The sequence below is a fragment of the Bradyrhizobium sp. 139 genome (assembly GCF_023074175.1).
Classification (GTDB): Bacteria; Pseudomonadota; Alphaproteobacteria; order Rhizobiales; family Xanthobacteraceae; genus Bradyrhizobium.
The window spans coordinates 1-26,334 of sequence record NZ_JADPKS010000107.1; the positions used below are offsets into that span (position 1 = coordinate 1).

Below are 26,334 nucleotides of genomic sequence, written 5' to 3' on the forward strand. Positions count from 1 at the left end.
CAATCGTCTCCTGTGACGAAAAGCCGGGAATCCAGGCTATCGCAACCACGGCGCCGGATTTGCCGCCCGAGCCTGGCGCTCACGCCACCTTTGCGCGGGATCACGAGTACAAACGTCATGGCACGCTCAGTCTGTTGGCCGGGATCGATCTGCTGACCGGCAAGGTCCATGCTCTCGTGAGGGATCGCCATCGCAGCCGAGAGTTTGTCGAATTCCTTAAGCTTCTCGATGCCGCTTATCCGAGAGGCACCGCAATCAAGCTGATCCTCGACAATCATTCCGCGCACATCTCGAGAGAAACCACAGCATGGCTCAACGCCTGCCCCGTCGGACGCTTCGAATTCACCTTCACCCCCAAGCACGGCTCCTGGCTCAACCTGATCGAAGGCTTCTTCTCCAAGTTTGCTCGCTCGGTGTTGCGCCACATCCGTGTAACCTCCAAACACGAACTGAAGGCACGCATCATGGCTGGCATCGACGACGTCAACCGCCATCCGGTCATCCATACCTGGTCCTACAAACTTGCCGAGGCCGCCTGAATATGATTCGAATCAAGGAAACGATCGTCTAGTTCTGCTTCACCTTCTTCGCCGCCGTCACCTTCGGCTCACGGCGCGCGCCATCGAGCGCACTGTCCTTGCCGGCCTTCAGCACCTCGTCCGACAGTTCGCTCGAACCGGCGATGCGCGCCAGCAGCATGGTGCCGGCCATCGTCGCCAGTGTCGCAATCGCCTGCTTGCGTGCGGCCTTGCGCGGCTGGCCGGGAATGTAGTCCGCCATCGTCTCGATCATCTCGTCGAGCTTGCCGGCAAAGGCCTTGCGCGTCTTCGGGCTCTCTCGGGAGATCTCCGCACCCAGCGCCGGAATCGAGCAGCCGTGGCCGGGATTATCGCGATGTAAGGGCGAAAGATAGGTTTCGACGATCTGGGTGAGTTGCTTCTCGGGCGCGACCTGATCGGACTGCTTGCGCCAGTGCTCCATCGAGCGGTCCATGGCGTAGGCAAAGGCCTCAATCACCAGCGCTTCGCGCGAGTCGAAATGCGCGTAGAAGCCGCCATGGGTCAGGCCCGCCTCCTTCATGAGGTCGGCGACACCAATGCCGTGGGCGCCTTTTTCGCGCAGCCGCACGGAAGCCTTCTTCACGATGCGGTCGTGAGTTTCCTGCTTGTGTTCCCGGGAATAGCGCATGCGCGTCTCATTGAATGTCGGAGATCATCTCATAACACAGGAATGACCCGGGCGGTGCATTAATTCACGTCAAGACATTGCCGATCATGGAAAAGATTGCAGTTGCATGGACCGCGAGCGCGCCCTTGCCGTCGTGCACGAAACCCTCGGTGTAGCTGGTCTGGCGTCCCAATTTGATGATCCTGCCTTCGGCCGAGATCAGCCCGGAACGGACCGACAGCGGCCGCAGGAAGGTCATTTTCAGGTCGAGCGTCACGGACGACTGCCCGGCCTCCAGCCGGGTCGAGATCGCGCATCCCATGGCGGTATCGATCAGCGCTGCGGCGGTCGCGCCGTGCAGGAGGCCGATGGTATTTTCGAGGTCCTCGCGCGGCTCCAGTTCCATGACGATCCGGCCCGGCTCGACCACCGCCATAGTGAAGCCGATCAGCTTTGCGAAGGGTGGCGGCGGCAGCCGGCCGTTGCGGATGCCCAGCATGGCGTCCATGCCTGAAAGCCCCATCACCACTTTTGCAACCGGCGCAGGCACCTGCCAGTCCACCACGCGCTCGCGGCGCTTCGCGGGCGAAAACAGGCCGAGTTGATCGTTGTCAGTCATGGCCGGCCCCCATTTATATGATGTAGCTCATACTATGCGGCGGGCTTCGCGATGGCAACTGCCCCTCTTCTGCCTGCTTGACAACCAGAGCGTTTCGGCAGCGAATTGATCCCGACCCCCGCACCTCGCGCATGTCCGCGAAACCTCCGAGATGCCACGATGGAAATGCTCAACAATCACTGCGGCGTGACGCGCGATGCGCGCGGCGTCGTTCATGTCGCGATCTGCAACGCCGGCCCGCTCAACATTTTGGGCTCGCCCGTCACCGATGCGGTGCGCAAAGGCCTGCAGCAGCTTGCCTCCGATCGCAGCATCCGCGTCGTGGTGCTGCGCGGCCAGAGCGAGAAGAGCATGATCGGCGGCGCCGACATCAAGGAGATGGCCAAGCTCGACCAGACATCGGCCGAAGCCTTCATCAGCCGCCTGCGCGATCTCTGCGAGGCCGTGCGCGCCTTCCCCGGCCCCGTGATCGCGCGCATGCCCGGCTGGTGCCTCGGCGGCGGGCTCGAAGTGGCGGCCGCTTGCGATTTCAGGATCGCCGCGCATGATGCGCATTTCGGCATGCCGGAGGTCCGCGTCGGCATTCCCTCCGTGATCCATGCCGCGCTGCTGCCGCGCCTGATCGGCTGGGCCCGCGCGCGCTGGCTGGTGATGACGGCGGAAAACATCGACGCACCGACGGCGCTGGCCTGGGGACTGGTCGACAAGATCGCGCCGAAGGGCGGGCTGGATGCCGAGGTCGAGCACCTTGTGAACGTACTGCTCGAATGCGGCCCCGAGGCGCTGCGCTCGCAAAAGGCGCTGCTGCGGCAGTGGGAGGAACTGCCATTGACGGAGTCGGTCAACCTCAGCGTCAAAGTGTTCGGCGAGTCCTTCCTGACGGAGGAGCCGACGCGGCTGATGCAGGCGTTCGTGAATCGGAAGCGATAGGCTGTATTCGCCTCCTCCGATCGGCCGACCAAATCTCATCCGAGGCACGACAATTTCTCATACCGGGCGCGATTGCTTTTTTTGCGCCGCATCATATGATGATCATAATCTTACATACCGACATCCTACGGAGCTCTACCATGGCCGAAGCCGCCGATCCCGTCGTCATCGTCTCCGCCGTCCGTACCCCGCTCGGCCGTTTCATGGGCGAGCTGTCGCCGCTCCCCGCACACAAGCTCGGATCGCATGTGATCGGCGCGGCGCTGGAGCGCGCCAGGCTCGCGCCCGAGAAGGTCGACGAGGTCTTCATGGGCTGCGTGCTGCCGGCCGGCCAGGGCCAGGCGCCGGCGCGTCAGGCGGCGCGTGCGGCGGGCCTGCCCGATGCCACCGGCGCGACCACGGTCAACAAGGTCTGCGGCTCCGGCATGAAGGCGACCATGCTGGCGCACGACATCATCCGCGCAGGCTCGGCCGACATCGTCGTCTCCGGCGGCATGGAGAGCATGAGCAACGCGCCGTATCTCTTGGCAAAAGCGCGCGGCGGCTACCGTGCGGGCCATGACCGCATCATCGACCACATGATGATGGACGGGCTTGAAGACGCCTACGAGACCGGCCGCTCGATGGGTGATTTCGGCGAGGCGACCGCGGAGGCCTATCAGTTCACCCGCAAGGACCAGGACGCCTATGCGATGGAGACGCTGAGCCGCGCCCGCAAGGCGGTCGAGGGCGGTGCGTTCAAGGCCGAGATCGCGCCGATCACGCTGACCGAGAAGGCGGGCCCGCGCATCGTCGCCAATGACGAGCATCCGCTGAAGGTCGATCCCGCAAAAATCCCCGGATTGAAGCCGGCGTTCCGCGCCAATGGCACCATCACGCCGGCTGCCTCCTCTGCGAACGCCGACGGCGCCGCTGCGCTTGTGCTGACGAAGCGGTCGCTCGCCGATCGCAATGGGCTGCCTGCGCTGGCCGAGATCAAGGGCCACGCCACCCACAGCCAGGAGCCGCAGTGGTTCACCACGGCGCCGATCCCGGCGATCCGCAAACTCCTGGACAAGGTCGGCTGGAGCGCAGGTGACGTCGATCTGTTCGAGATCAACGAGGCCTTCGCCGTGGTGGCGATGGCGGCGCAGCGGGATCTCGGCATTCCCAGAGAGAAACTGAACATCAACGGCGGCGCCTGCGCGCTCGGCCACCCCATCGGCGCCACCGGCGCGCGGCTGATCGTGACGCTGCTGCATGCCCTCGAGGCGCAAAACCTCAAGCGCGGCGTTGCGGCACTCTGCATTGGCGGCGGTGAAGCCACCGCGATCGCAGTGGAGCGTCTGATGCACTGACGCCAGAAACGTCCGAAAATGAGGGAACTCTGTCGTTTCCGCCAAACACGTCCCGTGCCATTCTGCAAGCTCGCTCAGGCCTCCCAAAAGCCTGCCAATCAACATTGAGGTCCAATGATCTCGAACCGGCTCGCGGCAGCGCTTTCTCGCCGCAATATCCACTACGGCTGGGTGATGGTCGGCGTGACTTTCCTCGCCGCGCTGATCAGCGCCGGCACGGTCGGCGCGCCCGGCGTATTCATCGTTCCCCTGCAAAAGGAGTTTGGCTGGAGCACTGCTGAGATCTCGTCCGCGCTCTCGATCCGCTTCATCCTGTTCGGGCTGATGGCGCCGTTCGCGGCCGCGCTTCTCAACCGCTACGGCCTGCGCAACGTCACGCTGACCGCGCAGCTCATCGTCGTATCGGCGCTGGTGGCTTCGCTCGGCATGACGCAAGTCTGGCAGCTCGTGTTGCTGTGGGGCGTCGTGATCGGGATCGGCACGGGCATGACCGCGCTGGTGCTGGGCGCGACCATCGCGACACGCTGGTTCGCGGCGCGGCGCGGGCTCGTGGTCGGCATCATGACCGCGAGCGTCGCCACCGGCCAGCTCGTATTCCTGCCGCTGCTCGCAAGCCTGACCGAACGTTTCGGCTGGCGGCTTGCGCTCGGCTTCGTCTGCATCGCGCTGGGCGTCTCCGCCGTGGCGGTTCTCCTCGTGATGCGCGACCGGCCGAGCGATGTGGGCCTGCGCCCGTTCGGCGACGAGGGCACGGCGCCCCTGCCCGCCCCGCCCGTGAGCCATGGCTCGATCACCGGCGTTGCGCTCGGTACGCTGCGCGACGCTTCGAAGTCGAGCGCGTTCTGGATTCTCTTTGCGACTTTCTTTGTCTGCGGCGCGTCGACCAACGGGCTCGTCCAGGTTCACCTGATCCCGATGTGCCTCGATTTCGGCATCCCGCAGGTGCAGGCCGCGAGCCTGCTGGCGGCGATGGGCATCTTCGATTTCTTCGGCACCATCATGTCGGGCTGGCTGTCCGACCGCTACGACAACCGTTACCTCTTGTTCTGGTACTATGGCCTGCGCGGGCTCTCGCTGATCTTCCTGCCCTTTAGCGATTTCTCGTTTTACGGCCTGTCGATCTTTGCGATGTTCTACGGCCTCGACTGGATCGCGACGGTGCCCCCCACGGTGCGGCTCACCGCGCAGAAATTCGGACCCGAGCGCGCCAATCTGGTGTTCGGCTGGATCTTTGCCGGCCATCAGCTCGGCGCAGGCACCGCCGCCTTCGGCGCCGGTCTGTCGCGAACGGTCTATGAGAGCTACCTGCCCGCGTTCTTCATCGCGGGCGCGCTCTGCGTGTTCGCGTCGTTGATCGTGCTGGCGCTCGCGCGGCATCCGAAGCCGGCCGCCGTGGCGGCCTAGGCTGGTATCTTCCCCTGACGCAGCGCGGCTTACGATGCTGCGCTGCTCAATGGGACCCCGCAGGCCTCGTGCAACCCCGTGTCCCGGCTCTGCACCGCGTCATTGCATGCCGCGCCTTGTCCGGGACACGAGATAAACTCTTACGCGGGGTATGGGCACAAGGTTGCTCGCGGCCGCCGCCTCCCGGCCCCCGCCTCACGACGATCGCGAAACACTCCTTGCGGCGGGCCGAGACGCGATCTGATACGCCAATTCCAATTGTGGTGAGGCGAATCTTCGTTGCAGCTTGACAGTGTTTCGCCCGACAGACGATGTTTTGTCCGACGGCTAAGTTTGTAGGCAGCGCCCACCCATCAGCTCATGGAAAGCGCGTTGTTACAGATCAAGCCGGCGCCAGGTGCAACCGTCGTCCGCGGCCTCTCAGCGAAGACCACCGTCACCGTGCTCGAAAGCAAGAACGGCTGGTCGCTGATTGCGCGCGAAGGCAAGCCACTTGGCTACGTCGCCACCCGCGATCTCGCGCCGGTGCGATGACGAGGAGCAGCTACCCGGGCACGCGTCTGTCCTGCACATGCTTGGGCGCGCGGCCCGCGCTTGCGGGGCGGGTTACGCTGTTGCGATGCGGCTCGTCAGTCTTGCCCAACTGACATCCTGCGGCGCCGGTGAAGAGCACCCGCGGAGCGAGTTCTTCCCGGCTTCCCGGTTCGAGCCACATTGCCGTTAGACTCCCCGGCCCAAACGTGGACAATACCCCTCAGCACGTCACGTGCGCAGTGCACACCAAGATGCGCCAGGGGAAACAAAATGCCGGCTGCCTTCCCGTCGTCCGAACCCGTTATCCCGACTGCTCCCTTGACCGCCCCAATGCGCAATGCGTTGCGCGCGATCGTGGGCGAGAAGGGTTTTATCGAAGACGAACATGGCAAGCAGCCGTTCGTGACCGACTGGCGTGGATTGCTGGTTGGCGCTGCCGGCGCCGTCGTTCGTCCAGGCAGCACCGAGGAAGTCTCGAAAGTGGTCCGGCTTTGCCATGAATACGGGGTCGCGATCGTGCCGCAGGGTGGCAACACCGGTCTGATGGGTGGGGCCACGCCCTGGCCCGCGCACACCGGCATCGTGTTGTCGCTCGGCCGCATGAACCGCGTGCTGGATGTCGATGCCGTCGGATACGCGATGACGGTCGAGGCCGGCTGCGTTCTTCAGGCGCTTCAGGAGACTGCAGCCGATCACGACAGGTTCCTGCCTCTCAGCCTCGGCGCCCAGGGCTCATGCATGATCGGCGGCAATCTGTCGACAAACGCCGGCGGCGTGCAGGTGCTCCGTTATGGCAATGCCCGCAATCTCGTATTGGGGCTCGAGGTCGTGCTGGCCAACGGCGAGGTCTGGGACGGATTGCGTGCGCTCAAGAAGGACAACACCGGCTACGACCTCAAGCACCTCTTCATGGGCGCCGAAGGGACGCTGGGCATCATCACCAAGGCGGTGCTCAAACTGTGGCCTGCGCAGAAGGACGTCTGCACAGCGTGGCTGGCGATCCGCGATCCGCGCGCGGCCCTGGAGATCCTGTCCGAAGCGCATGCGGCATCCGCGGACAATGTCGGCTCTTGCGAGCTGATGAGCCGCAGCGCCATCGACATGGTGCTCCGCCACATCCCCGGCACCCAGGACCCTCTCAAGGCGGACACGCCATGGTATCTCTTGCTTGAATGGTCGTCCGCGCGGGCACGCCACGACGGGACTGAGGGCATGTCGGAGAAGCTGGAGCAGTTTCTCGCCGATCAGCTCAAGGCCGGTCGCGTGCTCGATGCGGTGATCGCGCACACGGGACAGCAATCGCGCAACATGTGGCGCATCCGGGAAAGCGTCGCCGAGGCCTCCCGGGCCGAGGGGCCGGGGCTGAGCTACGACGTGTCGGTGGCCATCTCCAAGATTCCGGAGTTCATCGATCGGGGCCTCAAGTCCGTGCTCGACATTCTCCCGAGCATTCGCCCTTTGGGACACATCGGCGACGGCAATCTGCATTTTTCGTTCATGGGGCCCGAGGGCATGGATCAGCAGACGCTGACCCAATATTCGGCCGCCATCACGCGGGCCGTGAACGATCTCGTCACCTCCATGGGCGGCTCGATCTCGGCGGAACACGGCATCGGCATGGACAAGCTCGACGAGCTCGGTCACTACCGCTCGAAGACCGAGCTCGACATCATGCGGACCATCAAACGCGCACTCGATCCGCAGAACATCATGAATCCCGGCAAGGTGCTGCGGCTGTGAATGATTCCGGGCAACCTCGCCATTCTCTCAACTCTTCGAGCCGCGCGGATTGACGACGGTGTAGCCCCGCAGCGAGCGCGCATGCATTCGCGTTGCGTGACCGCCCGAATTGGCGTCGTACGCCATCCACGTGTCGCCTCCGAGGTGCTGCTCCAGAACGAAGACATGCCCGCGTCGCGCTGCGACCATTCCCGGTGCCGGCGACGTGCGCGGAAAGCGCAGCCAGTTGGACGCGAGATTCAATTCCGGAACCAAATGGCCGAACACACGCAGTGCCGCGCCGCAGCCACAGAAAGACGATGGGCAGCCGGCCGGCCGACCGCCCATCACGCGATCCCCACCGGCAGCGGTCATCGTGGCGGCGCCGGGGTCCGTCACTGTCAGTTGCGTCGAGCGATATGCTTGTAGCGAATGCCTGGGAGCGCGCTCGCGGCGCGTTTGCGAATACGAGAAGTCGCAGGGCATGGTGACGTTGCATTCGGAAGCTTGGAGAATGCGATAAGGCCGCGCTTCAGAGGCGACGGAACTGACGGCAACAAACAGACACGCAGAAAGAACTTGCTTGATCATTGCAGGACTCTGAGCTGGAGGGTCCTGCCCCGATCAGGAGCAACCAATATCGATTTGGCCGAAATGCGCCCGAAGAGCGGCGGAAAATGGCTGCCGTGGTGCGCTCCTAACCTGGATCATGTCCCCGATTGGAAACCAGGACGAACGTTGCGATGTTTGACGGCCTCGGCGAGGCCTCGAGACAGATCATGAAAGAGTACGGGCGGCGACGGCCGAACTTACGGCCTGATCGTCATGTTCTCCGGCGGCCCCACTTTTCGCAGCGGCTCCGCCAGCCGCGCGAACTCGCACAGCAACGACCGCGTCTTCCTGGGATCGATGATCTCTTCGACCCAGAATTTTTCGGCCGAGCGGAACGGCGAGCGCAGCTTGTTGAGGCGATCCTCGATCTCCTTCAGCTTGGCCGCGCCGTCCTCGGCCGCGTCGATGTCGGCGCGGTAGGCGGCTTCGATGCCACCCTCGAGCGGGAGCGACCCCCAATAGGCTGACGGCCAGGCGTAGCGGATCGAAAAACGGTCGGCCGGCTGATGCACTACGCCGGCAACACCGAAGGCGTTGCGCAGGATCACGGTGCACCAGGGCACCGTGGTCTGGTTGACTGCGGCCATGGCGCGGACGCCGTGGCGGATGGTGGCCGCCTTCTCCGCATCGAGGCCGATCATGAAGCCGGGGCAATCCATCAGATAGACGATCGGCAAATGGAAGGTCTCGGCGAAATCGACCCAGCGCACCACCTTCTGGCAGGCATCCGCCGTCCAGGAGCCGCCATAGTGAAAACTGTCGCTGGCGAGCAGCATCACCGCCCTGCCCTCGAGCCGCGCCAGCCCGACGATGATCGGCTTGCCGAAATTCTTTGCGACCTCGAAGAACGAGCCCTTGTCGACGACCGACTCGATGATCGGCCGCATCTTGTAGACCTGCTTACGGTTGCGCGGCACCGCGTTCATCAGCGCTTCTTCTGTGCGGTCGGGATTGTCGGTGCAGGGCAACGTGGGCGGAAGCTCATGGACCGACGACGGCAAATAGGAGAGGAAGCGGCGCGCGCAGGCAAAGGCCTCCTCCTCGGACTCGACGGCATGATCGACCGCGCCGGCGCGGGTCTGGATATCGGCGCCGCCGAGTTCCTCCTTCGAGAGGTCCTGCCCCAGCGCCTTCACCACCGGCGGACCCGCGACGAACATCGCGGATTTCTTGGTCATGATGGAATAGTGGCTGGCGGCAAGGCGTGCGGCGCCAAGACCCGCGACCGAGCCGAGGCCGAGCGCCACCACCGGCACGCGCGACAAATTCTCCGTCGTGAAGCGATACCAGCGCGTGCCGCCGATGCCGCCCGGCAGATTGGCCGCTCCCTTGGTCTCGATGGTCTTGACCGAGCCGCCGCCGCCGGAGCCTTCGATGATGCGGACGATGGGCAGACGGAAATCATGCGCCATCTCCTCCGCCATCAAGGGCTTGGCCGAGATCGACGCATCCGCCGAACCGCCGCGCACGGTAAAGTCGTCGCCGACCACGACGACGGTGCGGCCGTCGACGCGCGCGCGGCCGAACACGCAGTTCGCCGGCGTCAATTTCTGCAGCTCGCCGCTGGTATCGTACTCGCCGATGCCGGAGACGGCACCGATCTCGTGAAAGCTGCCTCTGTCGATCAGTCTGTCGATACGCTCCCGAACAGTCAGCCGGCCCTGGTCATGCTGACGCTTGACCTTGTCAACGCCGCCCATCTCCCGCGCGAAGGCTTCGCGCCGGGCGAGCTCGTCGAGTTCCGGCTTCCAGTTCATCCACTCCCTCCGAATTGATCGGCTTGTTATTGTTAAGCACGGCCATCGCGACCGGTTTACGCGAGATCCGGGCGTTGAAGACATCGCCTTCCGCGCCCTCGAGCAGGCTGCCGAGCGAGCGGCCGAGCGCCACCATCAGCGGCGCGACCTCCGCATGCAGACGCTGCTCGTCATATATCGCCGACAGAAGACCGATCGTGATCACCACGAAGGTCTGATACTGCGGCGACCAGATCGGCACCGCGAGCCCGTTGATGTGCGGGCTCCACAGACCGCAGGCCACGACATAGCCGCGCTCGCGCAGCAATTCGCGGTTGGCCTCGATGCGGGGCTTGAGGATTTTCGCAGCCTCGGGCGCTTCCCGCTCCATGTCCGCGATGAAGGCATCGCCGACCTCGGGCGCCAGCGCCGCGGTGTAGGCCGCACCCGCAGCGGTCGAGGCCATAGAGATGCGGCTGCCGGTGCCCTCGTGCAGGCCGAGCGCGGTCGCCGAGCGCGCGAACTGGAGATAGACGAGATGGAAGCGATCGGGCACGACGAAGCCGACAGTGCCCGGCAGTTGCTCGGCGATCTCCTGGAGCCGCTGCCGGATCATGCTGCGCAGCTGCGCACCCTTCATCATCGAGGCGCTCATCGCCACTGCGCTCGGGCCGATGCGATATTTCTGATCGCGCGGCAGATAGACGAGCTGTCCCATCCGCGTCAGCGTGTGCGTGAGTCGCGACACCGTCGAGCGCGGCAGGCCGCAGCGATTTGAAATTTCGAGATTGCCGAGCCTGCTATCGTGGCCCTCGAAGCATCGCAACACGTCAAACGCGCGCGACACCACCTGGATGACATCACCCTCACCGGCATCGCCGGCGAGCGCACCTTGCCTACTCAACCGCTCTGAACGTCGTCCCATGTTCCCTACCACTTGTTCCGCTGTGCGGAATTAAATTCCACTTGCAGACGACGCTACCTCAGGCATTTTGCAACGACAACAAAAAGGCGATGGCATGCCAGAAATAAAGATCGTCACTGAAGTTGCGGGACGCATCTGCGCAACTCCCGTGCAAGTTGGAGGAACCGTTGCGGATGGGGATGAAATTGTAATCGTCGAAGCGATGAAGATGGAGATACCTGTGCCCTCGCCCGCGAGCGGCACAATCACGTCGCTGCTCGTGAAACTCGACGACGTCGTTGCCGAGGGACAGGCGATCGCGATCGTCGCGAACTGACTGCATTACCCGCACTTTCCGCGACATTCTGTCAGCCTGATTCCTGCGCTCGCGGTACGGCGTTGCCATCGCCGATGCCCGGTGACATGATCCGATTCAAGCAAGAAAATCTTCGCGGCAAAAGCGAGGATAATGTAGGAGGGAAAACATGTTTCGTGGGCTGATCATGCTTGCGCCTGCCTTGGTGGCGGGCATTTCTTTTGTGTCTACACGCTATGCATTCGCCGAAGACATCAAGCTGCCGGCGACATTAACCTTCACCGCCTACGACACCGGCACCGCCGGCTTCAACATCGCGGTCGGCGTCGGCAAGATGATGAAGGACAAATACAGCACGGACGTGCGCGTGCTGCCGGCCGGCAACGACGTCGCGCGTCTGGCGCCGCTGCGCGCCAAGCGTGCCGCCGCATCGGCAATGGGATCCGGCTCCTATTTCGCGCAGGAAGGCGTGTTCGAGTTCGGCTCCCGGGAATGGGGTCCGCAGCCGCTTCAGATCCTGCTCTCGTCGGTCGATTGCAATTGCGGCACGCTCGGCGTTGCTGCCGATGCCGGCGTGAAGGAGCTCAAGGACCTCAAGGGCAAGCGCGTCGGCTTCGTCGTCGGCTCGCCCGCGCTCAACCAGAACTCACTCGCGGTGCTCGCCTTCGCGGGGTTGACGCAGAAGGACGTCAAGGTCGTCGAGTTCGCAAGCTACGGCGCGATGTGGAAGGGCCTGATCAACAACGACACCGACGCCGCCTTCGGCACCACCATCACCGGCCCCGCCAAGGAAGCCGAGACCTCGCCGCGCGGTCTGGTCTGGCCACCACTGCCCGCCAAGGACAAGGAAGGCTGGGCACGGATGCAGAAGGTCGGCTCGTTCTTCTTCCCGCAGACTGCCACCTGCGGCGCCGGCATCTCGCCGGACAAGCCGATCGAGCTCGGCAACTATCCCTACCCGATCTTCGTCGCCTACGCCTCGCAGCCGGCCGATCAGGTTTATGCGATGACCAAGGCGATGATCGTGAATTACGACGCCTACAAGGACTCCGCGCCCGGCGCCGGCGGCCTTGGCGCCGACCGGCAGACCAAGAACTGGGTGGTGCCGGTGCACCCCGGTGCGGTGAAGGCGATGAAGGAAGCCGGGCAATGGAGCGACGCGCAGGACGCGCACAACAACAAGCTGATCAAGCGGCAAGAGGTGCTTGGCGCCGCGTGGGCCGACTACGGCAAATCCAACCCGCCTGCGGATGACAAGGCATTCCTCGACGGCTGGATGAAGGCGCGCGCGGCTGCGCTCACGAAAGCCGACATGCCGAACGGGTTCGAGGACTAATTTTTCGATGGAATTGATTGTTACCCGGACGGCAGTGCGCCCCCTCTCCCGCTTGCGGGAGAGGGTTGGGGTGAGGGTCTCTCCACGGTGGGATTCCCCCAGCGGTGAGAGCCCTCACCCGGCGCTTCGCGCCGACCTCTCCCGCAAGCGGGAGAGGTTAAGCGAGCCCGCGGCCGCATTGGATTCAACCAGCAGTCATTCGCTTTAATCAGCGCCTAGCAGCCTACGCGCGGGGTCGATCATGTCGTCTGCTTCAGTCTCCACCGCCCCGCAGCACGAGGCCAAGCGGATCGTATTCGACGATCCCCATGGTGCCGCCGCCAACATGCAGGAAGCGGAAGTCACGCGCGTCCGCACGTTGCGCGGCGCCTGGCGCTGGACGCTGGTGGCTGCGACGGCCGCGACGATCCTGCTCTGCATCAACCAGCAATTCTCGCTGCGCTTCTTCGTCGGCTACACCCAGCTCAACACGGAGTACTTCTATCTCCTGATCGCGCTGATGCTGCCCTTCACGTTCCTGATCTTCCCGGGAACCACGCGCGCGCCGCTCGACCGCATTCCCCGGTATGACCTTCTCTGCTTCGTCGTGACCTTTGCCGCCGCGCTGCTGCTGATGTCGAACGTGCGCAAGGCCGCGGAGGCCGGCTGGGAATTCGGCGGCGCGCCGAACAGCGTCATCGCCGCCGGCCTCGTGATGTGGGTGATGCTGATGGAGGCGCTGCGCCGTACCGGCGGCTGGAGCCTGCTACTGAGCGTGCTCCCATTCACGGTCTATCCGCTGTTCGCAGAGTCCGGCTGGCTCGGGCCGTTCCGCGGCACGCAATCGACGCTGGAGCAGGCGACCGCCTATCACGTGCTGTCGGGCGAGAGCCTGCTCGGCATTCCCATCCAGGCGTTTGCCGACACCGTGATCGGCTTCCTGGTGTTCGGCACCGCGCTGATGATGACCGGCGCCGGAAAGTTCTTCATCAACCTCGCCTTCGCGCTGTGCGGCACGTTCCGCGGCGGCGCGGCGAAAGTCTGCATCTTTGCCAGCGGCCTGCTCGGCATGATGTCGGGCTCGATCATCTCCAACGTGCTCACTGCCGGCACCATGACCATCCCGGTGATGAAGAAGAGTGGTTTTCGCGCCTCCTATGCCGGCGCGATCGAAGCCTGTGCCTCGACCGGCGCGGTGCTGGCGCCGCCGGTGATGGGCGCGACCGCCTTCGTAATCGCACAGTTCCTCAATGTCAGCTACGCCGACGTCGCGCTTGCCGCCATCATTCCCGCCGCGCTCTATTACATCGGGCTGTTCATGCAGGTCGATTCCTATGCCGCAAGACACGGGCTGAAAGGCATCCCGCGCGCAGAGCTGCCGCGGGTCATGGATACGATCCGGGACGGCTGGTACTACGTCTTCGTCATCGCGCTCCTGATCGTGATGCTGCTCTACTTCAAGCGCGAAAGCCATGCGCCGTTCTATGCCACCGCGCTGCTGCTCGTGCTCAACCAGCTGTTCTCGAAGGACACACGTTGGACTGTCGCGACCATCGGCAAATTCCTCGAGGTCAATGGCCGCACCTTCGTCGAGCTCGTCGGCATCCTCGCCGGCTGCGGCCTGCTGATCGGCGCCTTCTCGATGACCGGCGTGGTGTCGAGCCTCGCCAACGACCTGCTGCGCATCGCCGGCGACAATCCGTTCTTGCTGCTCGGCATGTGCGCCCTCACCAGCCTGATCCTCGGCCTCGGCCTGACCACGACGGCTTGCTACATCTTCCTCGCCATCCTGGTCGCGCCCGCGCTGGAGAAGCTCGGGTTGAACAAGATGGCCGTGCACATGTTCATCTTCTACTGGGGCATGCTGTCGTCTATCACCCCGCCGGTCGCGATTGCTTCATTCGCAGCCGCAGGCATTGCCGGCTCGCCTGCGATGAAGACGGGCTGGGAATCGATGTGGGTCGGGAGCATCATCTATTTCATTCCGTTTTTCTTCGTGCTCAATCCGGCGCTGGTGCTGCAGGGGGAAAGCCCCTATCTCGCCGGCCTCGGCCTGATGGCGCTTGCGGCGTTCGGCACGCTGTTCATCTGCGGCGGCATCCAGGGCTACCAGCCCTTCGTCGGCGATCTCCGCGGCGCCGGTGCGCTGGAATGGCCGATCCGCGTGCTGCTGGTGATCGGCGGGTTCGTGGTGGCCACCCCCGGCGGCGGCATCATGCCGCTGTCGCAGATGCAGGTGACGCTGCTCGGCCTCGCCATCCTCGTGCCCACGGTTTTGCTCGCCCTTGTTCTGGTCCGGCGGCAGACCATGGTGCCGGACGGGTTGCGCGTGCCCTGATTGCGTTGCACAAAGAGAGGCGATGAAACCGCTTTCGCCGCTCGCCACCGCCTGGACCCGCTCAAAGCCGCCTTTGCTGCGGTTTCTGGACAATTGCCTCAACGAATTCTCGGCGGAGACCTCGGGCGCGGTCGCCGACTACATTCCCGAGCTGAGCAAGGCCGATCCTGCCCATTTCGGCATCAGCCTCGCGACCCTGGACGGCCATGTCTACGAGGTCGGCGACTCCAGGGTGCCCTTCACCATCCAATCAATGTCAAAGCCGTTCGTGTTCGCGCTGGCGCTGGACCTGCTCGGCGCGAACAGGGTCGAGAGCGCGATCGGCGTTGAGCCCTCTGGCGATCCGTTCAACTCGATCCGGCTCAATTCCGAAAACCATCCGTTCAACCCGATGGTCAATGCCGGCGCGATCGCCTGCACCGGGCTGATCTACGACAGCAAGGGCGCAGACGCCTTCGAGCAGATTCGCCTCGCGCTCGGTCGTTTTGCCGGGCGCGACCTCGCCCTGGACGAGGCCGTCTACGCTTCCGAAAGCCAGACCGGCGACCGCAACCGCGCCATCGGCTATCTCCTCAAGACCAATGCGGTGATCTCGGACAATGTCGCTGCCGTGCTCGACGTCTACTTCCGGCAATGCGCGGTGCTGGTCACCGCGCGCGATATCGCGGTGATGGCGGCAACGCTCGCCAACCGCGGCGTCAATCCGGTCACGGGCGAGCAGGTGCTGACGCCTTACGCGATCTCGCGCACGCTGTCGGTGATGACGTCCTCGGGCATGTACGACTATGCCGGCGAATGGATCTACCGGATCGGCATTCCCGCCAAGAGCGGTGTCGGCGGCGGGATTCTGGCCGCCCTTCCCGCCCGCCTCGGGCTCGGCAGCTATTCGCCAAAGCTCGACAAGCACGGCAACAGCGTGCGCGGCATCAAGGTCTGCGAGGCGCTGTCCTCGCATTACGACCTTCACATGCTCAACCGCAGTGACGATGCGCGCAACGCCGTCATCGCCGACTACGACATCGGCAAGAGTCCGTCGCGGCGCGTGCGCCGTCCGCAGGAGCGCGATATTCTCGCGGCGCACGAGCAGGAGGTGCGGATCATCGAGCTGGTCGGCACGCTGTCGCTGTCGGCGGTCGACTATGTCTCGCGCCGGCTTGCGGGTCGGCCGCGGCCGCAATTCGTGATCTTCGATCTGCACCGCGTCACCTCCACCACGCGCGCGGGTGCGCGGCTGGTCGCCGAAGCGTTCGAGGAGCTCGCGGCGCTGAATGTGACCGTCGTGCTGTCAGGCGTCAGGCGCGCCTCCAAGGAATGGGACAGCCTGCGGGAATGGACAGCGGAGCTGAAGAACGTCCGCGACTTCTACCTGCTCGACACCGCGATCGAATGGGCCGAAGACCAGATCGTCTATCGCTATGGCGGCTCGATCGATTTCCACGAAACCACCGAGCTTGCCGAACAGCCGCTGCTTGCCGGCATGGGCGAGGAAGAGCTGACGGATCTCGCCTCGATCTGCACGATCAGGACCTATCAATCCGGCGCCAAGATCCTTACCACGGGCGATCCCGCCGATTCCCTGTTCTTCCTGCGCAGCGGCGCGGTGCATGTCACCCTGCCTGACGGCGTGCGGCTGGCGACGCTGACCGCCGGCATGGCCTTCGGCGAGATGGCGCTGCTGGAGCCGACGCGCTCGGCCGACGTGTTCGCAGACATGGCGGCGACCGCATTCGAGGTGCCGCTGAAGGATTTCGAGCGCTTCCGCAAGCAGCACCCGCGCGCCAGCGAGCGCGTGATGCGCAATCTGGCGCAGCTCCTCGCCGACCGCCTGATCGTCGCCAACGCGAAGGTAGATATTTTGACGTCGACGTGAGCGGCAGCCGCCATCTTCATCTCTCCCTACGCGAGGCAGGGCTATCGCATATGAAGAAAAGCGGGCGGGCAGCTTGCTTGCGGCTATCCTTCGAGACGCCCGCCTACGGCGGGCCCTCAGGATGAGGTCGCGTTTGGCGGCGAGATATCAGACCTTCATGGTGAGGAGCCCGCCAAAGCGGGCGTCTCGAACCATGCAGGCCGAGCACGTCCGGCAAGCTCTCAGCTGCCATATGCGATAGCGCTGCTACGGGAGGAGTGAATAGTCCTCAGCTCGCATCTGCCTCAGCGGCTCGCGGCCTCGCCCAGCCGCCGGTTGATCCTGGCCGCGCTTGCCTTGAGCAGCTCCGACGGCTGCTGGCCAGTCGCCGCGCAAAGGCAGGCCCAGTAGTAGATGACGTCGCCGAGCTCGTCGACGAGGCCCGCCTGGTCGAGCCAGCCATCGCGCAACAGCTTCTTGATGTGCTCGGCGACCTCGCCGGATTCGCCGGCGAGGCCGAGCCCGAGATAGGACAGTCGCTCGTTGGAGGGATGTTCATCGACTTTCGCAATCATCGCGGCCCAGGCCGCATATTCATCGATCGTCATCGGCATCTCTCGCGCTGCTTCGGATCAGCCCACCACTTCCGTGACCGGCTGAAGATCGATCTCAAAAGTCTCCAGAAACTTCGAGGTCATGATGTAGAAGCCGACCGAAAGCTGGAGTTCGACCAGCGCGGCAGCCGTCAGCTTCGACGCGATGGTCCTGAAGATCGCATCCGTCGGCTTGTTCAGCTTCACGATCTCATCGGTGAACGCGAGTGCGGCACGCTGCACCTCATTGAAACAGCTTGCGGCCTGCCAGTTCTCGAGCGCTTCGTTCTGCTCGTCGGTGACGCCGACATTCTTGCCGATGCGCTTGTGCGCGACAATCTCATACGGCGCCTCGCACAAAATGCCGGTGCGGGTGATCGCGAGCTCGCGCACGATGGGATCGAGCTCGCCCTTGTGGCGGATGGCTCCGCCGAGACGGCAGTATTGCTCAAAATAGCTCGGCGAATGCGCCATCATGCGGAAGATGTTGGCGTTGCGGTTCTTGTCGAGAATTTCTCGGGTGCGGTCGGATGCCTTGGACGGGTCGCTGTAGTTGATGCGGGCCATGATTTACCTGAAGTTTTTCCCTGAGCCTTTGATGTTTTTTGTCGCTACCGGCGAAAGTTCCACGAAACTGTATTCTGACGCCACCGCAGGAGCAACATTATCGAGTCAAAATGCCGCCGCATTGCTGATCAACCCTGGCACAGTCGATATTCGCTGCATGGGGACACGTTGCAGCGGATACTCGAAATGGGGTGTTCCGAGTAACAAAATATGGCCGCCGTTTGCGCTCGCGCGCAGCGATGAGTCACGCCCAAGTCTAGGGAGAAAACGGCATGAAGGAAGCCACCAAGGGGGCGGCCTCGGGAGCGCTCGCGCATATGCTTGCGGTGACCGCGATGCTCGTCATCGCCAGCATCTTGTTCTACGGGCGTTAGTAAGAGTTATAGGAGTTTTCGTCATTCCGGGGTGGCTCTCCCGGGACCGCGCAAAGCGTGGCCCTAGCAGGCCAAGCCCAGAATTCCCGTTCCAGGCTCGGTCCCGTGGACCGCCCCCGAATGACGAATCCCGCAATTTCTTCTTCATGAAAAACGGCACCAGCTTTCCGGCAAAGGGCTTGAAGCCCGCGGTCACTTCATCGCCGATGGCGAGATCGTTCTCGCCATGCGCCATCATGCGAAAGCCCTCGGCGCAATCGACCAGCAGGATGTTGTAGGGCACGTGCGCACGCGTCTCGGGCGTGGCGGCGCGGCAGACCAGCGAAGTCGCATAGACCCTGCCTTTGCCGCTGGCAGGCTGCTCGCGCGGATCGGGCGCGCCGCAGGCCGCGCAGAAGGCGCGGTGAAAATATTGCACATGGCTGCATGTGCCGCAGGTCTGGTAGGTGATGGCCTGTTCGCCCTTGGTCCAGTCCGCCAGACGCTCGCTCATCGCACCCGCTCCAGAAACATGCTGACGTGGGACGACAGCACGCCGCCGTCGCCGTGCAGCAGCGCAATCGAGGCGTCGCGCACCTGCCGATTCGCAGCCCGCTCCGTCATCTGTAAATGCGCCTCGACCAGATGCGCTATGGCGCCCCCGACGCCGCAATGGCCGTAGCTGAGCAGGCCGCCATGGGTGTTAAGCGGCACCGCGCCGTCGCGGCTGAAATGACCGGCGCACACGTGGGCTGCGGCCTCGCCGCGGCCGGCAAGGCCGAGGTCTTCCAGCAGCATGGCGAGCGTGATCGTAAAACTGTCGTAGATCGCGGCGTAGCGCACGTCGGAGATCGCAAGGCCCGTGGCCTCCTTGGCGCGGGCGATGGAGATTTCAGCACCGAGCTCGCTGAACGCGGGCGCGGCCGTGACATGCTGATGGGTATGCGCCTGGGCGCAGCCGCGGATGCGCACGCCGGCCTCGCCGGTCCGCTCGCGGCTGATGACGAAGGCTGCGCCACCGTCGGACACCGGGCAGCAGTCCAGCAGCTTGAGCGGAATCGCCACCGGCTTCGAGGCCATGACGTCTGCGACCGTGATGGGATCGTGGAATTGCGCGCCAGGATGGGTGCAGGCATGCGCGCGCATCAGCACCGCGAACTCGGCGAGCTCCTCTTCGGTCACGCCATATTCGTGCATGTAGCGGCTGGCGACGAGGCCGTAATAGGCGGGAATGGTCGGGCCGAGCGGCACCTCGTAATCGGGATGACCGACCTGCGCCAGCGCCTGGATCGAGGCGTCGCGGCTCTGCCCGGTGAGACGGTTCTCGCCAGCGACGACGAGCACGTTACGCGCGACGCCTGATACAACGAGGTGATGCGCCAGCATCGTCATCGCGAGCCCCGTCGCGCCACCGACCTGCACGGCGTGAGCGTAAGCCGGGCGGATGCCAAAATGCTCGGCGAACACTGTTGCCAGCATGATGTGCGGCGAGACGGTGGAGTAGCCGCAGAGGATGCCATCGATGTCCGAGCGTTTCAGCCCGGCATCATCGAGCGCGAGCTGGGCTGCCTTGCTCATCAGGTCGAGCGATGACGAGCCTTCATGCTTGCCATAAGGCGTGAGGCCAACGCCGGTGATGAAGCTCATGGTGTCACCTCTCCGCTGTCGTTCCGGGGCGCGCCGTTAGGCGCGAGCTCGGGCGGGCGGACGTTGTAGACCAGCACGTCGGCGTCCTTCAGCAGCCGCAGCACGGCGTCACGGCCGATTGCGCGGATTCAAGGCGCGGCCCGCGATTTCGGTCCAGCTAAATGCAGCGGCACCCTGCGCGCAAGGGCGGCGGGCGTATGGCCGCATGCGCTGCATGGCGAAGCTGCTGCTATTTCTTCAGGCGGGATTCGCGGACCTTCAACAGCCGATCGAGCTCGTCATTCTGCTGATTGATGCGGTCGGCGATACGCGCCTCGTTCCGCTCGCCCGAAGCGGCGGCAGCCTGCTCGATGAGCTGCCGGATATTGTCTTCGAGGATTGCGATGCGGTCGTTGAGTTCGTCCATCGACAGCGAGTCTTCGTAGTCATTGCTCATGATGCATTCCCCGTGGGCAAAGCGCAGCGTGCCCACCATGATCTAGCGCAAAAAGAGGTGGGCACGGCGCAAGTGCGCCTTTGGCCATCCTACAAGAATCAAATCTATTTCAGCGGCTCCAGCACGGAGACGTAGTTCGCGACGGCGGCGCCGCCCATGTTGAAGATGCCGCCGAGCTTGGCATTCTTGATCTGCATGCCCTCGGGCGCTTGCCCAGCGAGCTGCATCGCAGTCATCACGTGCATGGACACGCCGGTGGCGCCGATCGGATGGCCCTTGGCCTTCAGGCCGCCGGACGGATTGATCGGCAGCTTGCCGTCCTTGAGGGTCCAGCCTTCCTTGATGGCGCGGGCGCCCTGCCCCTTCGGGGTCAGGCCCATCGCTTCATATTCGATCAGCTCGGCGACCGTGAAGCAGTCATGGGTTTCGACAAAGGAGAGATCGCTGAGCGCAACACCCGCCTTCTCCAGCGCGCGCTGCCAGGCGACCGTGCAGCCCTCGAACTGGAGGATGTCGCGCTTCGACATCGGCAGGAAGTCCTGGGCATGCGCAGTGGCGCGGAAGCCGATCGACTTGCTCATGCCCTTGGCGGTCTCGGCATCGGCCAGCACCAGCGCCGCAGCGCCGTCGGAAACCAGCGAGCAGTCGGTGCGCTTCAGCGGACCCGCGACGTAAGGGTTCTTCTCGCTCTCGGCGCGGCAGAACTCGAAGCCGAAATCCTTGCGCATCTGGGCGAAGGGGTTCGCAACGCCGTTCTTGTGGTTCTTGGCCGCAATCAGCGCCAGCGCATCGGACTGATCGCCGTATTTCTGGAAGTAGGAGCTTGCGATCTTGCCGAACACGCCGGCAAAGCCGCCGACGGTGTCGCCGTCCTCGGGCAGGTATGAGGCCTTGAGCAGGTTCTTGCCGATCTCAGGCCCCGGCGTGCGCGTCATCTGCTCGACGCCGACGACCAGCACGATCTTGGCCGCGCCTGCGGCGATCGCGCGAACACCCTGATGCACGGCGGCCGAACCCGTGGCGCAGGCGTTCTCGACCCGGGTCGTCGGCTTGAAGCGCAGCTTCGGGTCGGCCTGGAGCACCAGCGAGGCGGTAAAATCCTGCGGCGAGAAGCCAGCGTTGAAGTGGCCGAGTACGATCTCGTCGACGTCGGAAGCGGAAATGCCGGCATCCGCCAGCGCCTCATTGGCAACGCGGGTGACGAGGCTTTCGACGGTCTCGGTGTCGAACTTGCCGAACGGCGTATGGGCCCATCCGACGATGCTGGCGGTCATGGTCTTTTCTCCTGGGATCTCTCACCTGAGCTAAGTCTTAGCGCAGGGATGGCAAGACTTCACGCAGCTTTCAGGGCCTTGAGGGTGCGCTGGCAGATGGCAGTTATGCCGGCCCAGTTCCCGGCTCTCACCTCCGCCGCCGGGCACAGCCAGGAACCGCCGACCGCCACCACGTTGGGCTCGGCGAGCCAGGTCGCCGCATTGGCTTCGCCGACCCCGCCTGTGGGGCAGAACCGCACATTCGGGAACGGACCGCCGAGCGCGCGCAGGCCCTTGATGCCGCCGGCCTGCTCGGCCGGGAAGAATTTTGCGACATCGAGGCCGTGCGCCAGCGCCATCATCAGTTCGGAGGCGGTCGCGATGCCCGGCGCGAACGGCAAGGCGCTGTCGGCGGCAGCCTTCAAAAGGTCGGGGGTCAGGCCCGGGCTGATGCCGAACTTGACGCCGAGCTTCTCGACACGGGCGAAATCGGCCGGATTGAGAATCGTGCCGATGCCGACGATCGCCTCGGGTACTTCGGCCATCATCGCCCTTGCTGCCTCGATCGCAACAGGGGTGCGCAGGGTCACCTCCAGCGTGTGGACGCCGCCGGCGACCAGCGCGCGCGCCAGCGGCACAGCATCCTGGATACGCTCGATGGTGAGGACGGGAATAACGGTCGCTGCCTTGAACAGCGCGACGAGGTGGTTCTGTTGGGCAGTTGTGGTCATCTCGTGGATCTTGGCCTTCGTTTCACTTGGTCGCCTGGCGAGAGGTCGCCGGTCGGTGCCGCTTCTTCGGCGGCATGGCATAGCCCGGAATGATGGCGCCGGGATAGCAGATCACGAGGCTCGCCAGGCGATGCCCGGCCTGGGCGGCCTCGACGGGGTCGGAACCGCCGAGCCGGGCGGCGATATAGGCCGCGGCAAAACTGTCGCCAGCGGCAGTGGTGTCGGCCACGGGCCTGGTCATGGGTTCGGCGCGGACCTCGCTGGTGCCGCCGGGGAAGCGCAGCAGGCTGACGGGCTCGGCGAGCCGGAACACCAGCTCGGGCGACGGTATGCGCGCCATCAGTTGGTCGTGGCTCTCGCCGGGATAGAGCGCAAGCAGATCCTCGGTCGAGGTCAGCACGATGTCGGCGGTCGCGAACGCCGTGGCAAAGACCTCGCGCGCGAGGTCGCGATCGGGCCAGCCGCGCGCGCGAAAGTTGGTGTCGAACACGAAGCGGGTGCCGAGCAGGCGCGCGCGCTTGATCGCGGCGAACAGGCGCTCGCGCCCGGGCGCATCGTAGATCGAGAGCGTGATTGCCGAGAGATAGACGATGTCGTAGCTCATCAGCGAGTTGAGGAGCTCGTCCGTCTCCGGCAGGTTCATCAGAAGGCGCGCCGCCGCACTGTCGCGCCAGTGGAAGAACTGGCGCTCGCCCTTCGCATCCGTCTGGATCATGTAGAGCCCGGGCAGCTTGCCCGGCAGCCGCATGACGCGGCGGGTCCCGACCCCCTCCGCATTCCAGGCCGCGATCATCTCATCGCTCAAGACATCATCGCCGAGCGCGGTGAGATAGTCGACCTTGACCTCGAGCCGCGCCAGATACACGGCCGTGTTGAGGGTGTCGCCGCCGAAACCGCGCGAGTACAAGCCGCCGCCCTGCCCTTGCCCGCTGGACTGTCCAGCAGAATGTCCCCCTTGGGCCTGCCGGAGCTCGACCATGCATTCGCCGACGCAAGCAACGCTCGCCATCACCTTGCCCGCTCAGTCAGAGATCACGCGACGAAATTGCCGCCGAGCTCGTCTTCGATGTGAATGCGGATGATATCGTCGAAGGTCTTTTCTTCGGTGGTGAAGCCGAGCTCGAGCGACCGCTTTGCATTGAAATTACGCGGCCAGCCGCCGACGATGCTGACGATGAAGGGATCCGGCTCCCGCTTGATGCGGGCGGCGACCTTGTCGCCCGCAACCCGCTTCAGGGCGGCGATTTGCTCGCCCACCGTGGCCGAGAGACCCGGCATGGTCAGGTTGCGCCGCGGGCCGACAGCAGCGAGGTCTATGGTGCCGGCATGGAGCAGGAATCCGACGGCGGAGCGCGGCGTGGCGTGCCAATGGCGGACGTCCTCGGAGACCGGAAGCACGATCTCCTTGCCAGCGAGCGGCTCGCGCAGGATGTTGGAGAAGAAGCCCGATGCCGCCTTATTGGGCAGGCCGGGCCGGATGCAGATGGTCGGCAGGCGGATGCCGATGCCGTCGAGGAAGCCGCGGCGCGAATAGTCGGCCAGCAGCAGTTCGCCAATCGCCTTCTGCGTGCCGTAGCTCAAAAGCGGCGTGTGGAAGAACTCGTCGCCGATCGCCTCCGGGAACGGAGCGCCGAACACCGCGATCGAGGACGTGAAGACCACGCGCGGCTTGTAGCCGCCGCCGGCGAGGCGGATGGCATCCAGCAGCATCCGCGTGCCGTCGAGATTGATGCGGTAGCCCTTGTCGAAATCGAGTTCGGCTTCGCCGGAAACGATCGCGGCCAGATGGAAGATCACGTCCGGGCGGCCTGCGATCAGCCTCTCGGCCGCGCCCGGCACGGCGAAATCGCCGGAGACGGTCTCGACGGCAAAACCGGCTTTTTCCGGCGTCTTGGGCTCGACCACGTCATGCATCGTCAGCTTGGTGATGTCGCTCTTGCCGAGCCGGCCGTCGCGCAACAGCCGTTCACACAATTTGCGGCCGACCATGCCGGCGGCGCCCAGAACCAGAATGTGCAAGAGCCTACTCCTTCTTATTGGCCGGAACGCGCCGCTCTTGGCACGTTCGCTTCGGTTTCCCTTGGCGCGCTCTCAAGGCAGGCCCCGCGATTACTCCTTTACGGCGCCGGTCATCGCCGACACATAATACTCCACGAAGAAGGAATAAAGGATAACTACCGGGACCGAGCCGGTCAGGGCCGCCGCCATCAGCGCGCCCCAATGGTAGACGTCGCCATTGACGAGCTCGGTGATGGCGCCGACCGGGATGGTCTTGTTCTCGGACGAGGAGATGAAGGTCAGCGCGTAGATGAACTCGTTCCAGGACAACGTGAAGGCGAAAATGCCCGCCGAGATCACTCCCGGCAGCGACAGGGGCAGCGTGATCTTGGTCAGGATCTGGAGCCGCGTCGCGCCATCGATCAGCGCACACTCCTCCAGCTCATAGGGAATGGTGCGGAAATAGCCCATCAAGAGCCAGGTGCAGAACGGGATCAGGAAGGTCGGATAGGTCAGGATCAGCGCCAGATTGCCGTCGAACAGGCCAAGCTGGAACACGATCGCCGCCAGCGGAATGAACAGGATCGAGGGCGGCACGAGATAGCCGAGGAAGATCGCAAGGCCGATATAGCGCGAGCCCTTGTAGCGCAGCCGCTCGATTGCGTAAGCCGCGCACACGCTGGCAAACAGCGAGATGCAGGTCGAGGACACCGACACGATCACGGTATTCCACATCCAGAGCGGATAGTCGGTGTCGAAGAACAGCTTCTTGATGTGCTCCAGGGTCGGATGCACGATCCAGAACGGATTGTATCTCTCGTAGTCGTACATCTCCGCGTCCGGCTTGAAGGTCGCAACCGCCATCCAATAGAACGGGAACAGCAGGAAAAATACGATCAGGCCAAGCGGGAGATAGACGCGGAGAAACCGCCGCGGCAGGCTTTCCAAATAGGACATTCCGACGGTTTGGTCGTCCACAGTGGTCATGATCAGTCCCTCCCGCCCTGCTGCCAGCGAGAACGCTGAAGTCCGAAGAAGCTGAGCAGAATCGCCGCGACCAGGAACGGAATCATCGCGTTTGAGATCGCCGCGCCCTCGCCAAGATTGCCGCCGGTGATCGCGCGCTGGAACGATAGCGTCGCCATCAGATGCGTGGAATTGATCGGCCCGCCCCGCGTGATGGTGTAGATGAGCTGGAAGTCGGTGAAGGTCATCAGCACCGAGAACGTCATCACGACCGCGATGATGGGCGACAACATCGGCAGCGTGATGTGGCGGAAGCGCTGCAGATTGGTGGCGCCGTCGAGATTGGCGGCCTCATACAGCGAGGGCGAGATGGTCTGAAGTCCCGCCAGCAGCGTGATCGCCACGAACGGCACGCCGCGCCAGATATTGGCGGCGACGACCGACCAGCGCGCATTCCAGGGATCGCCGAGGAAATCGATATAGCGCGTGATCAGGCCGGCCTTGATCAAGACCCAGGAAATGATCGAGAACTGGCTGTCATAGATCCACCAGAACGCGATCGCGGAGAGCACCGTCGGCACCACGAAGGGCAACAGAACGATGGCGCGGATCATCGACTTGAACGGCAGCCGTTCGTTGAGCAGCAGCGCCAAGTAAAGTCCGACGGCGAATTTCACGACGCTCGCGGTCACCGTGTAGAAGATGGTGTTGAACACCGACAGCCAGAACACGGAATCTTTCGCAAGCGAGACGAAGTTCTGGAAGCCGATGTAGCGCCCCGCCCCGCCGATCTTGGTATCGGTCAGGCCGAGCCAGAACCCCAGCGCCAGGGGATAGGCCAGAAACAGGATGAGGATGGCGATTGCCGGCACCATGAACATCGCGCCGAGAAAATTCCGGCTCTCGAATGCTCTGGTCCACAGGCTGCTGCGCTTGACCTGCGCGGCAACGGACTCGGCCATAACTGCCATGTCGGATTCCCCTCGACGAAGAGTCGCGGCGTCCGGCGA

25 protein-coding genes and 1 pseudogene are annotated in these 26,334 nt (G+C 64.1%); 10 read left to right on the forward strand and 16 right to left on the reverse strand.

Features of this window, described 5'->3' with window-relative positions; all coding sequences use genetic code 11:
* Nucleotides 1-539, forward strand: a 539-nt coding sequence (locus IVA80_RS24000) for an IS630 family transposase (protein WP_247436179.1), incomplete at its 5' end; no start/stop codon positions are given.
* 28 nt (nucleotides 540-567) lie between these two features.
* On the opposite strand, the gene IVA80_RS24005 is transcribed toward IVA80_RS24000, so the two are convergent.
* Both IVA80_RS24005 and IVA80_RS24010 read right to left on the reverse strand, forming a co-directional pair.
* The gene (locus IVA80_RS24005; protein WP_247436182.1) at nucleotides 568-1,188 is read right to left on the reverse strand and encodes a TetR/AcrR family transcriptional regulator; all 621 of its coding nucleotides are present in this window, start codon (nucleotides 1,186-1,188) and stop codon (nucleotides 568-570) included.
* A gap of 64 nt (nucleotides 1,189-1,252) precedes the next feature.
* Nucleotides 1,253-1,786: a PaaI family thioesterase gene (locus IVA80_RS24010; RefSeq protein WP_247436185.1), complete on the reverse strand. Its 534-nt coding sequence runs from the start codon at nucleotides 1,784-1,786 to the stop codon at nucleotides 1,253-1,255.
* Between the two features lie 159 nt (nucleotides 1,787-1,945).
* Between IVA80_RS24010 and IVA80_RS24015 the strand changes: the two genes are divergently transcribed.
* From IVA80_RS24015 to IVA80_RS24035, 5 genes are all read left to right on the forward strand, one after another.
* The gene (locus tag IVA80_RS24015) at nucleotides 1,946-2,716 is read left to right on the forward strand and encodes an enoyl-CoA hydratase (RefSeq protein WP_247436187.1); all 771 of its coding nucleotides are present in this window, start codon (nucleotides 1,946-1,948) and stop codon (nucleotides 2,714-2,716) included.
* Between the two features lie 140 nt (nucleotides 2,717-2,856).
* Entirely contained in the window at nucleotides 2,857-4,053 is a 1,197-nt protein-coding gene (locus IVA80_RS24020; protein ID WP_247436190.1) for an acetyl-CoA C-acyltransferase, read from the forward strand.
* A 114-nt stretch (nucleotides 4,054-4,167) separates the two neighbouring features.
* The gene (locus tag IVA80_RS24025) at nucleotides 4,168-5,457 is read left to right on the forward strand and encodes an MFS transporter (protein WP_247436194.1); all 1,290 of its coding nucleotides are present in this window, start codon (nucleotides 4,168-4,170) and stop codon (nucleotides 5,455-5,457) included.
* Between the two features lie 372 nt (nucleotides 5,458-5,829).
* Complete coding sequence (locus IVA80_RS24030; protein WP_247436197.1) at nucleotides 5,830-5,991, forward strand: SH3 domain-containing protein; 162 nt, start codon at nucleotides 5,830-5,832, stop codon at nucleotides 5,989-5,991.
* A 270-nt stretch (nucleotides 5,992-6,261) separates the two neighbouring features.
* Complete coding sequence (locus IVA80_RS24035) at nucleotides 6,262-7,731, forward strand: FAD-binding oxidoreductase (RefSeq protein ID WP_247436200.1); 1,470 nt, start codon at nucleotides 6,262-6,264, stop codon at nucleotides 7,729-7,731.
* Between the two features lie 27 nt (nucleotides 7,732-7,758).
* Here the strand turns inward: IVA80_RS24035 and IVA80_RS24040 are convergent, their stop codons facing one another.
* The 3 genes from IVA80_RS24040 to IVA80_RS24050 all read right to left on the reverse strand — a co-directional run bounded on the left by IVA80_RS24040 (nucleotide 7,759) and on the right by IVA80_RS24050 (nucleotide 10,983).
* Entirely contained in the window at nucleotides 7,759-8,301 is a 543-nt protein-coding gene (locus tag IVA80_RS24040) for a hypothetical protein (protein WP_247436203.1), read from the reverse strand.
* A 218-nt stretch (nucleotides 8,302-8,519) separates the two neighbouring features.
* Nucleotides 8,520-10,079, reverse strand: coding sequence for a carboxyl transferase domain-containing protein (locus IVA80_RS24045; protein WP_247436206.1), 1,560 nt, complete (start codon nucleotides 10,077-10,079; stop codon nucleotides 8,520-8,522).
* The gene (locus IVA80_RS24050; RefSeq protein ID WP_247436209.1) at nucleotides 10,009-10,983 is read right to left on the reverse strand and encodes a helix-turn-helix domain-containing protein; all 975 of its coding nucleotides are present in this window, start codon (nucleotides 10,981-10,983) and stop codon (nucleotides 10,009-10,011) included. The genes IVA80_RS24045 and IVA80_RS24050 overlap by 71 nt, the downstream gene beginning before the upstream one ends.
* Nucleotides 10,984-11,077: 94 nt before the next feature.
* Between IVA80_RS24050 and IVA80_RS24055 the strand changes: the two genes are divergently transcribed.
* From IVA80_RS24055 to glsA, 4 genes are all read left to right on the forward strand, one after another.
* Nucleotides 11,078-11,299, forward strand: a complete 222-nt coding sequence (locus tag IVA80_RS24055; RefSeq protein WP_247437068.1) for an acetyl-CoA carboxylase biotin carboxyl carrier protein subunit — start codon at nucleotides 11,078-11,080, stop codon at nucleotides 11,297-11,299.
* A 148-nt stretch (nucleotides 11,300-11,447) separates the two neighbouring features.
* Complete coding sequence (locus IVA80_RS24060; protein WP_247436214.1) at nucleotides 11,448-12,614, forward strand: TAXI family TRAP transporter solute-binding subunit; 1,167 nt, start codon at nucleotides 11,448-11,450, stop codon at nucleotides 12,612-12,614.
* Between the two features lie 241 nt (nucleotides 12,615-12,855).
* Entirely contained in the window at nucleotides 12,856-14,931 is a 2,076-nt protein-coding gene (locus IVA80_RS24065) for a TRAP transporter permease (protein ID WP_247436218.1), read from the forward strand.
* A gap of 22 nt (nucleotides 14,932-14,953) precedes the next feature.
* Entirely contained in the window at nucleotides 14,954-16,801 is a 1,848-nt protein-coding gene (glsA, locus tag IVA80_RS24070) for a glutaminase A (protein WP_247436221.1), read from the forward strand.
* Between the two features lie 284 nt (nucleotides 16,802-17,085).
* On the opposite strand, the gene IVA80_RS24075 is transcribed toward glsA, so the two are convergent.
* The 11 genes and pseudogenes from IVA80_RS24075 to IVA80_RS24125 form a co-directional block, all read right to left on the reverse strand.
* Complete coding sequence (locus tag IVA80_RS24075; protein ID WP_247436224.1) at nucleotides 17,086-17,388, reverse strand: nucleoside triphosphate pyrophosphohydrolase family protein; 303 nt, start codon at nucleotides 17,386-17,388, stop codon at nucleotides 17,086-17,088.
* 24 nt (nucleotides 17,389-17,412) lie between these two features.
* Complete coding sequence (locus IVA80_RS24080; RefSeq protein WP_247436227.1) at nucleotides 17,413-17,940, reverse strand: carboxymuconolactone decarboxylase family protein; 528 nt, start codon at nucleotides 17,938-17,940, stop codon at nucleotides 17,413-17,415.
* A gap of 510 nt (nucleotides 17,941-18,450) precedes the next feature.
* Nucleotides 18,451-18,807 (reverse strand): annotated as a pseudogene (locus IVA80_RS24085) (OB-fold domain-containing protein); the annotation flags it as partial.
* Nucleotides 18,804-19,940: a thiolase family protein gene (locus IVA80_RS24090; RefSeq protein ID WP_247436230.1), complete on the reverse strand. Its 1,137-nt coding sequence runs from the start codon at nucleotides 19,938-19,940 to the stop codon at nucleotides 18,804-18,806. The pseudogene IVA80_RS24085 and the gene IVA80_RS24090, both read right to left, overlap by 4 nt.
* Nucleotides 19,941-20,169: 229 nt before the next feature.
* Complete coding sequence (locus tag IVA80_RS24095) at nucleotides 20,170-20,376, reverse strand: hypothetical protein (protein WP_247436233.1); 207 nt, start codon at nucleotides 20,374-20,376, stop codon at nucleotides 20,170-20,172.
* Between the two features lie 104 nt (nucleotides 20,377-20,480).
* Nucleotides 20,481-21,650, reverse strand: a complete 1,170-nt coding sequence (locus tag IVA80_RS24100) for an acetyl-CoA acetyltransferase (RefSeq protein ID WP_247436236.1) — start codon at nucleotides 21,648-21,650, stop codon at nucleotides 20,481-20,483.
* Between the two features lie 59 nt (nucleotides 21,651-21,709).
* Nucleotides 21,710-22,360: a bifunctional 4-hydroxy-2-oxoglutarate aldolase/2-dehydro-3-deoxy-phosphogluconate aldolase gene (eda, locus tag IVA80_RS24105; protein WP_247436239.1), complete on the reverse strand. Its 651-nt coding sequence runs from the start codon at nucleotides 22,358-22,360 to the stop codon at nucleotides 21,710-21,712.
* A gap of 22 nt (nucleotides 22,361-22,382) precedes the next feature.
* A complete protein-coding gene (locus tag IVA80_RS24110) occupies nucleotides 22,383-23,369 on the reverse strand; it encodes a sugar kinase (protein ID WP_247436243.1) in 987 nt (328 codons plus the stop codon).
* Between the two features lie 23 nt (nucleotides 23,370-23,392).
* A complete protein-coding gene (gene denD / locus IVA80_RS24115) occupies nucleotides 23,393-24,379 on the reverse strand; it encodes a D-erythronate dehydrogenase (RefSeq protein WP_247436246.1) in 987 nt (328 codons plus the stop codon).
* Between the two features lie 90 nt (nucleotides 24,380-24,469).
* Complete coding sequence (locus IVA80_RS24120; protein WP_247436249.1) at nucleotides 24,470-25,345, reverse strand: carbohydrate ABC transporter permease; 876 nt, start codon at nucleotides 25,343-25,345, stop codon at nucleotides 24,470-24,472.
* A 2-nt stretch (nucleotides 25,346-25,347) separates the two neighbouring features.
* Nucleotides 25,348-26,295 (reverse strand): sugar ABC transporter permease, encoded by a 948-nt coding sequence (locus IVA80_RS24125; RefSeq protein ID WP_247436252.1) that lies wholly within the window; start codon nucleotides 26,293-26,295, stop codon nucleotides 25,348-25,350.
* Nucleotides 26,296-26,334: the final 39 nt, after the last annotated feature.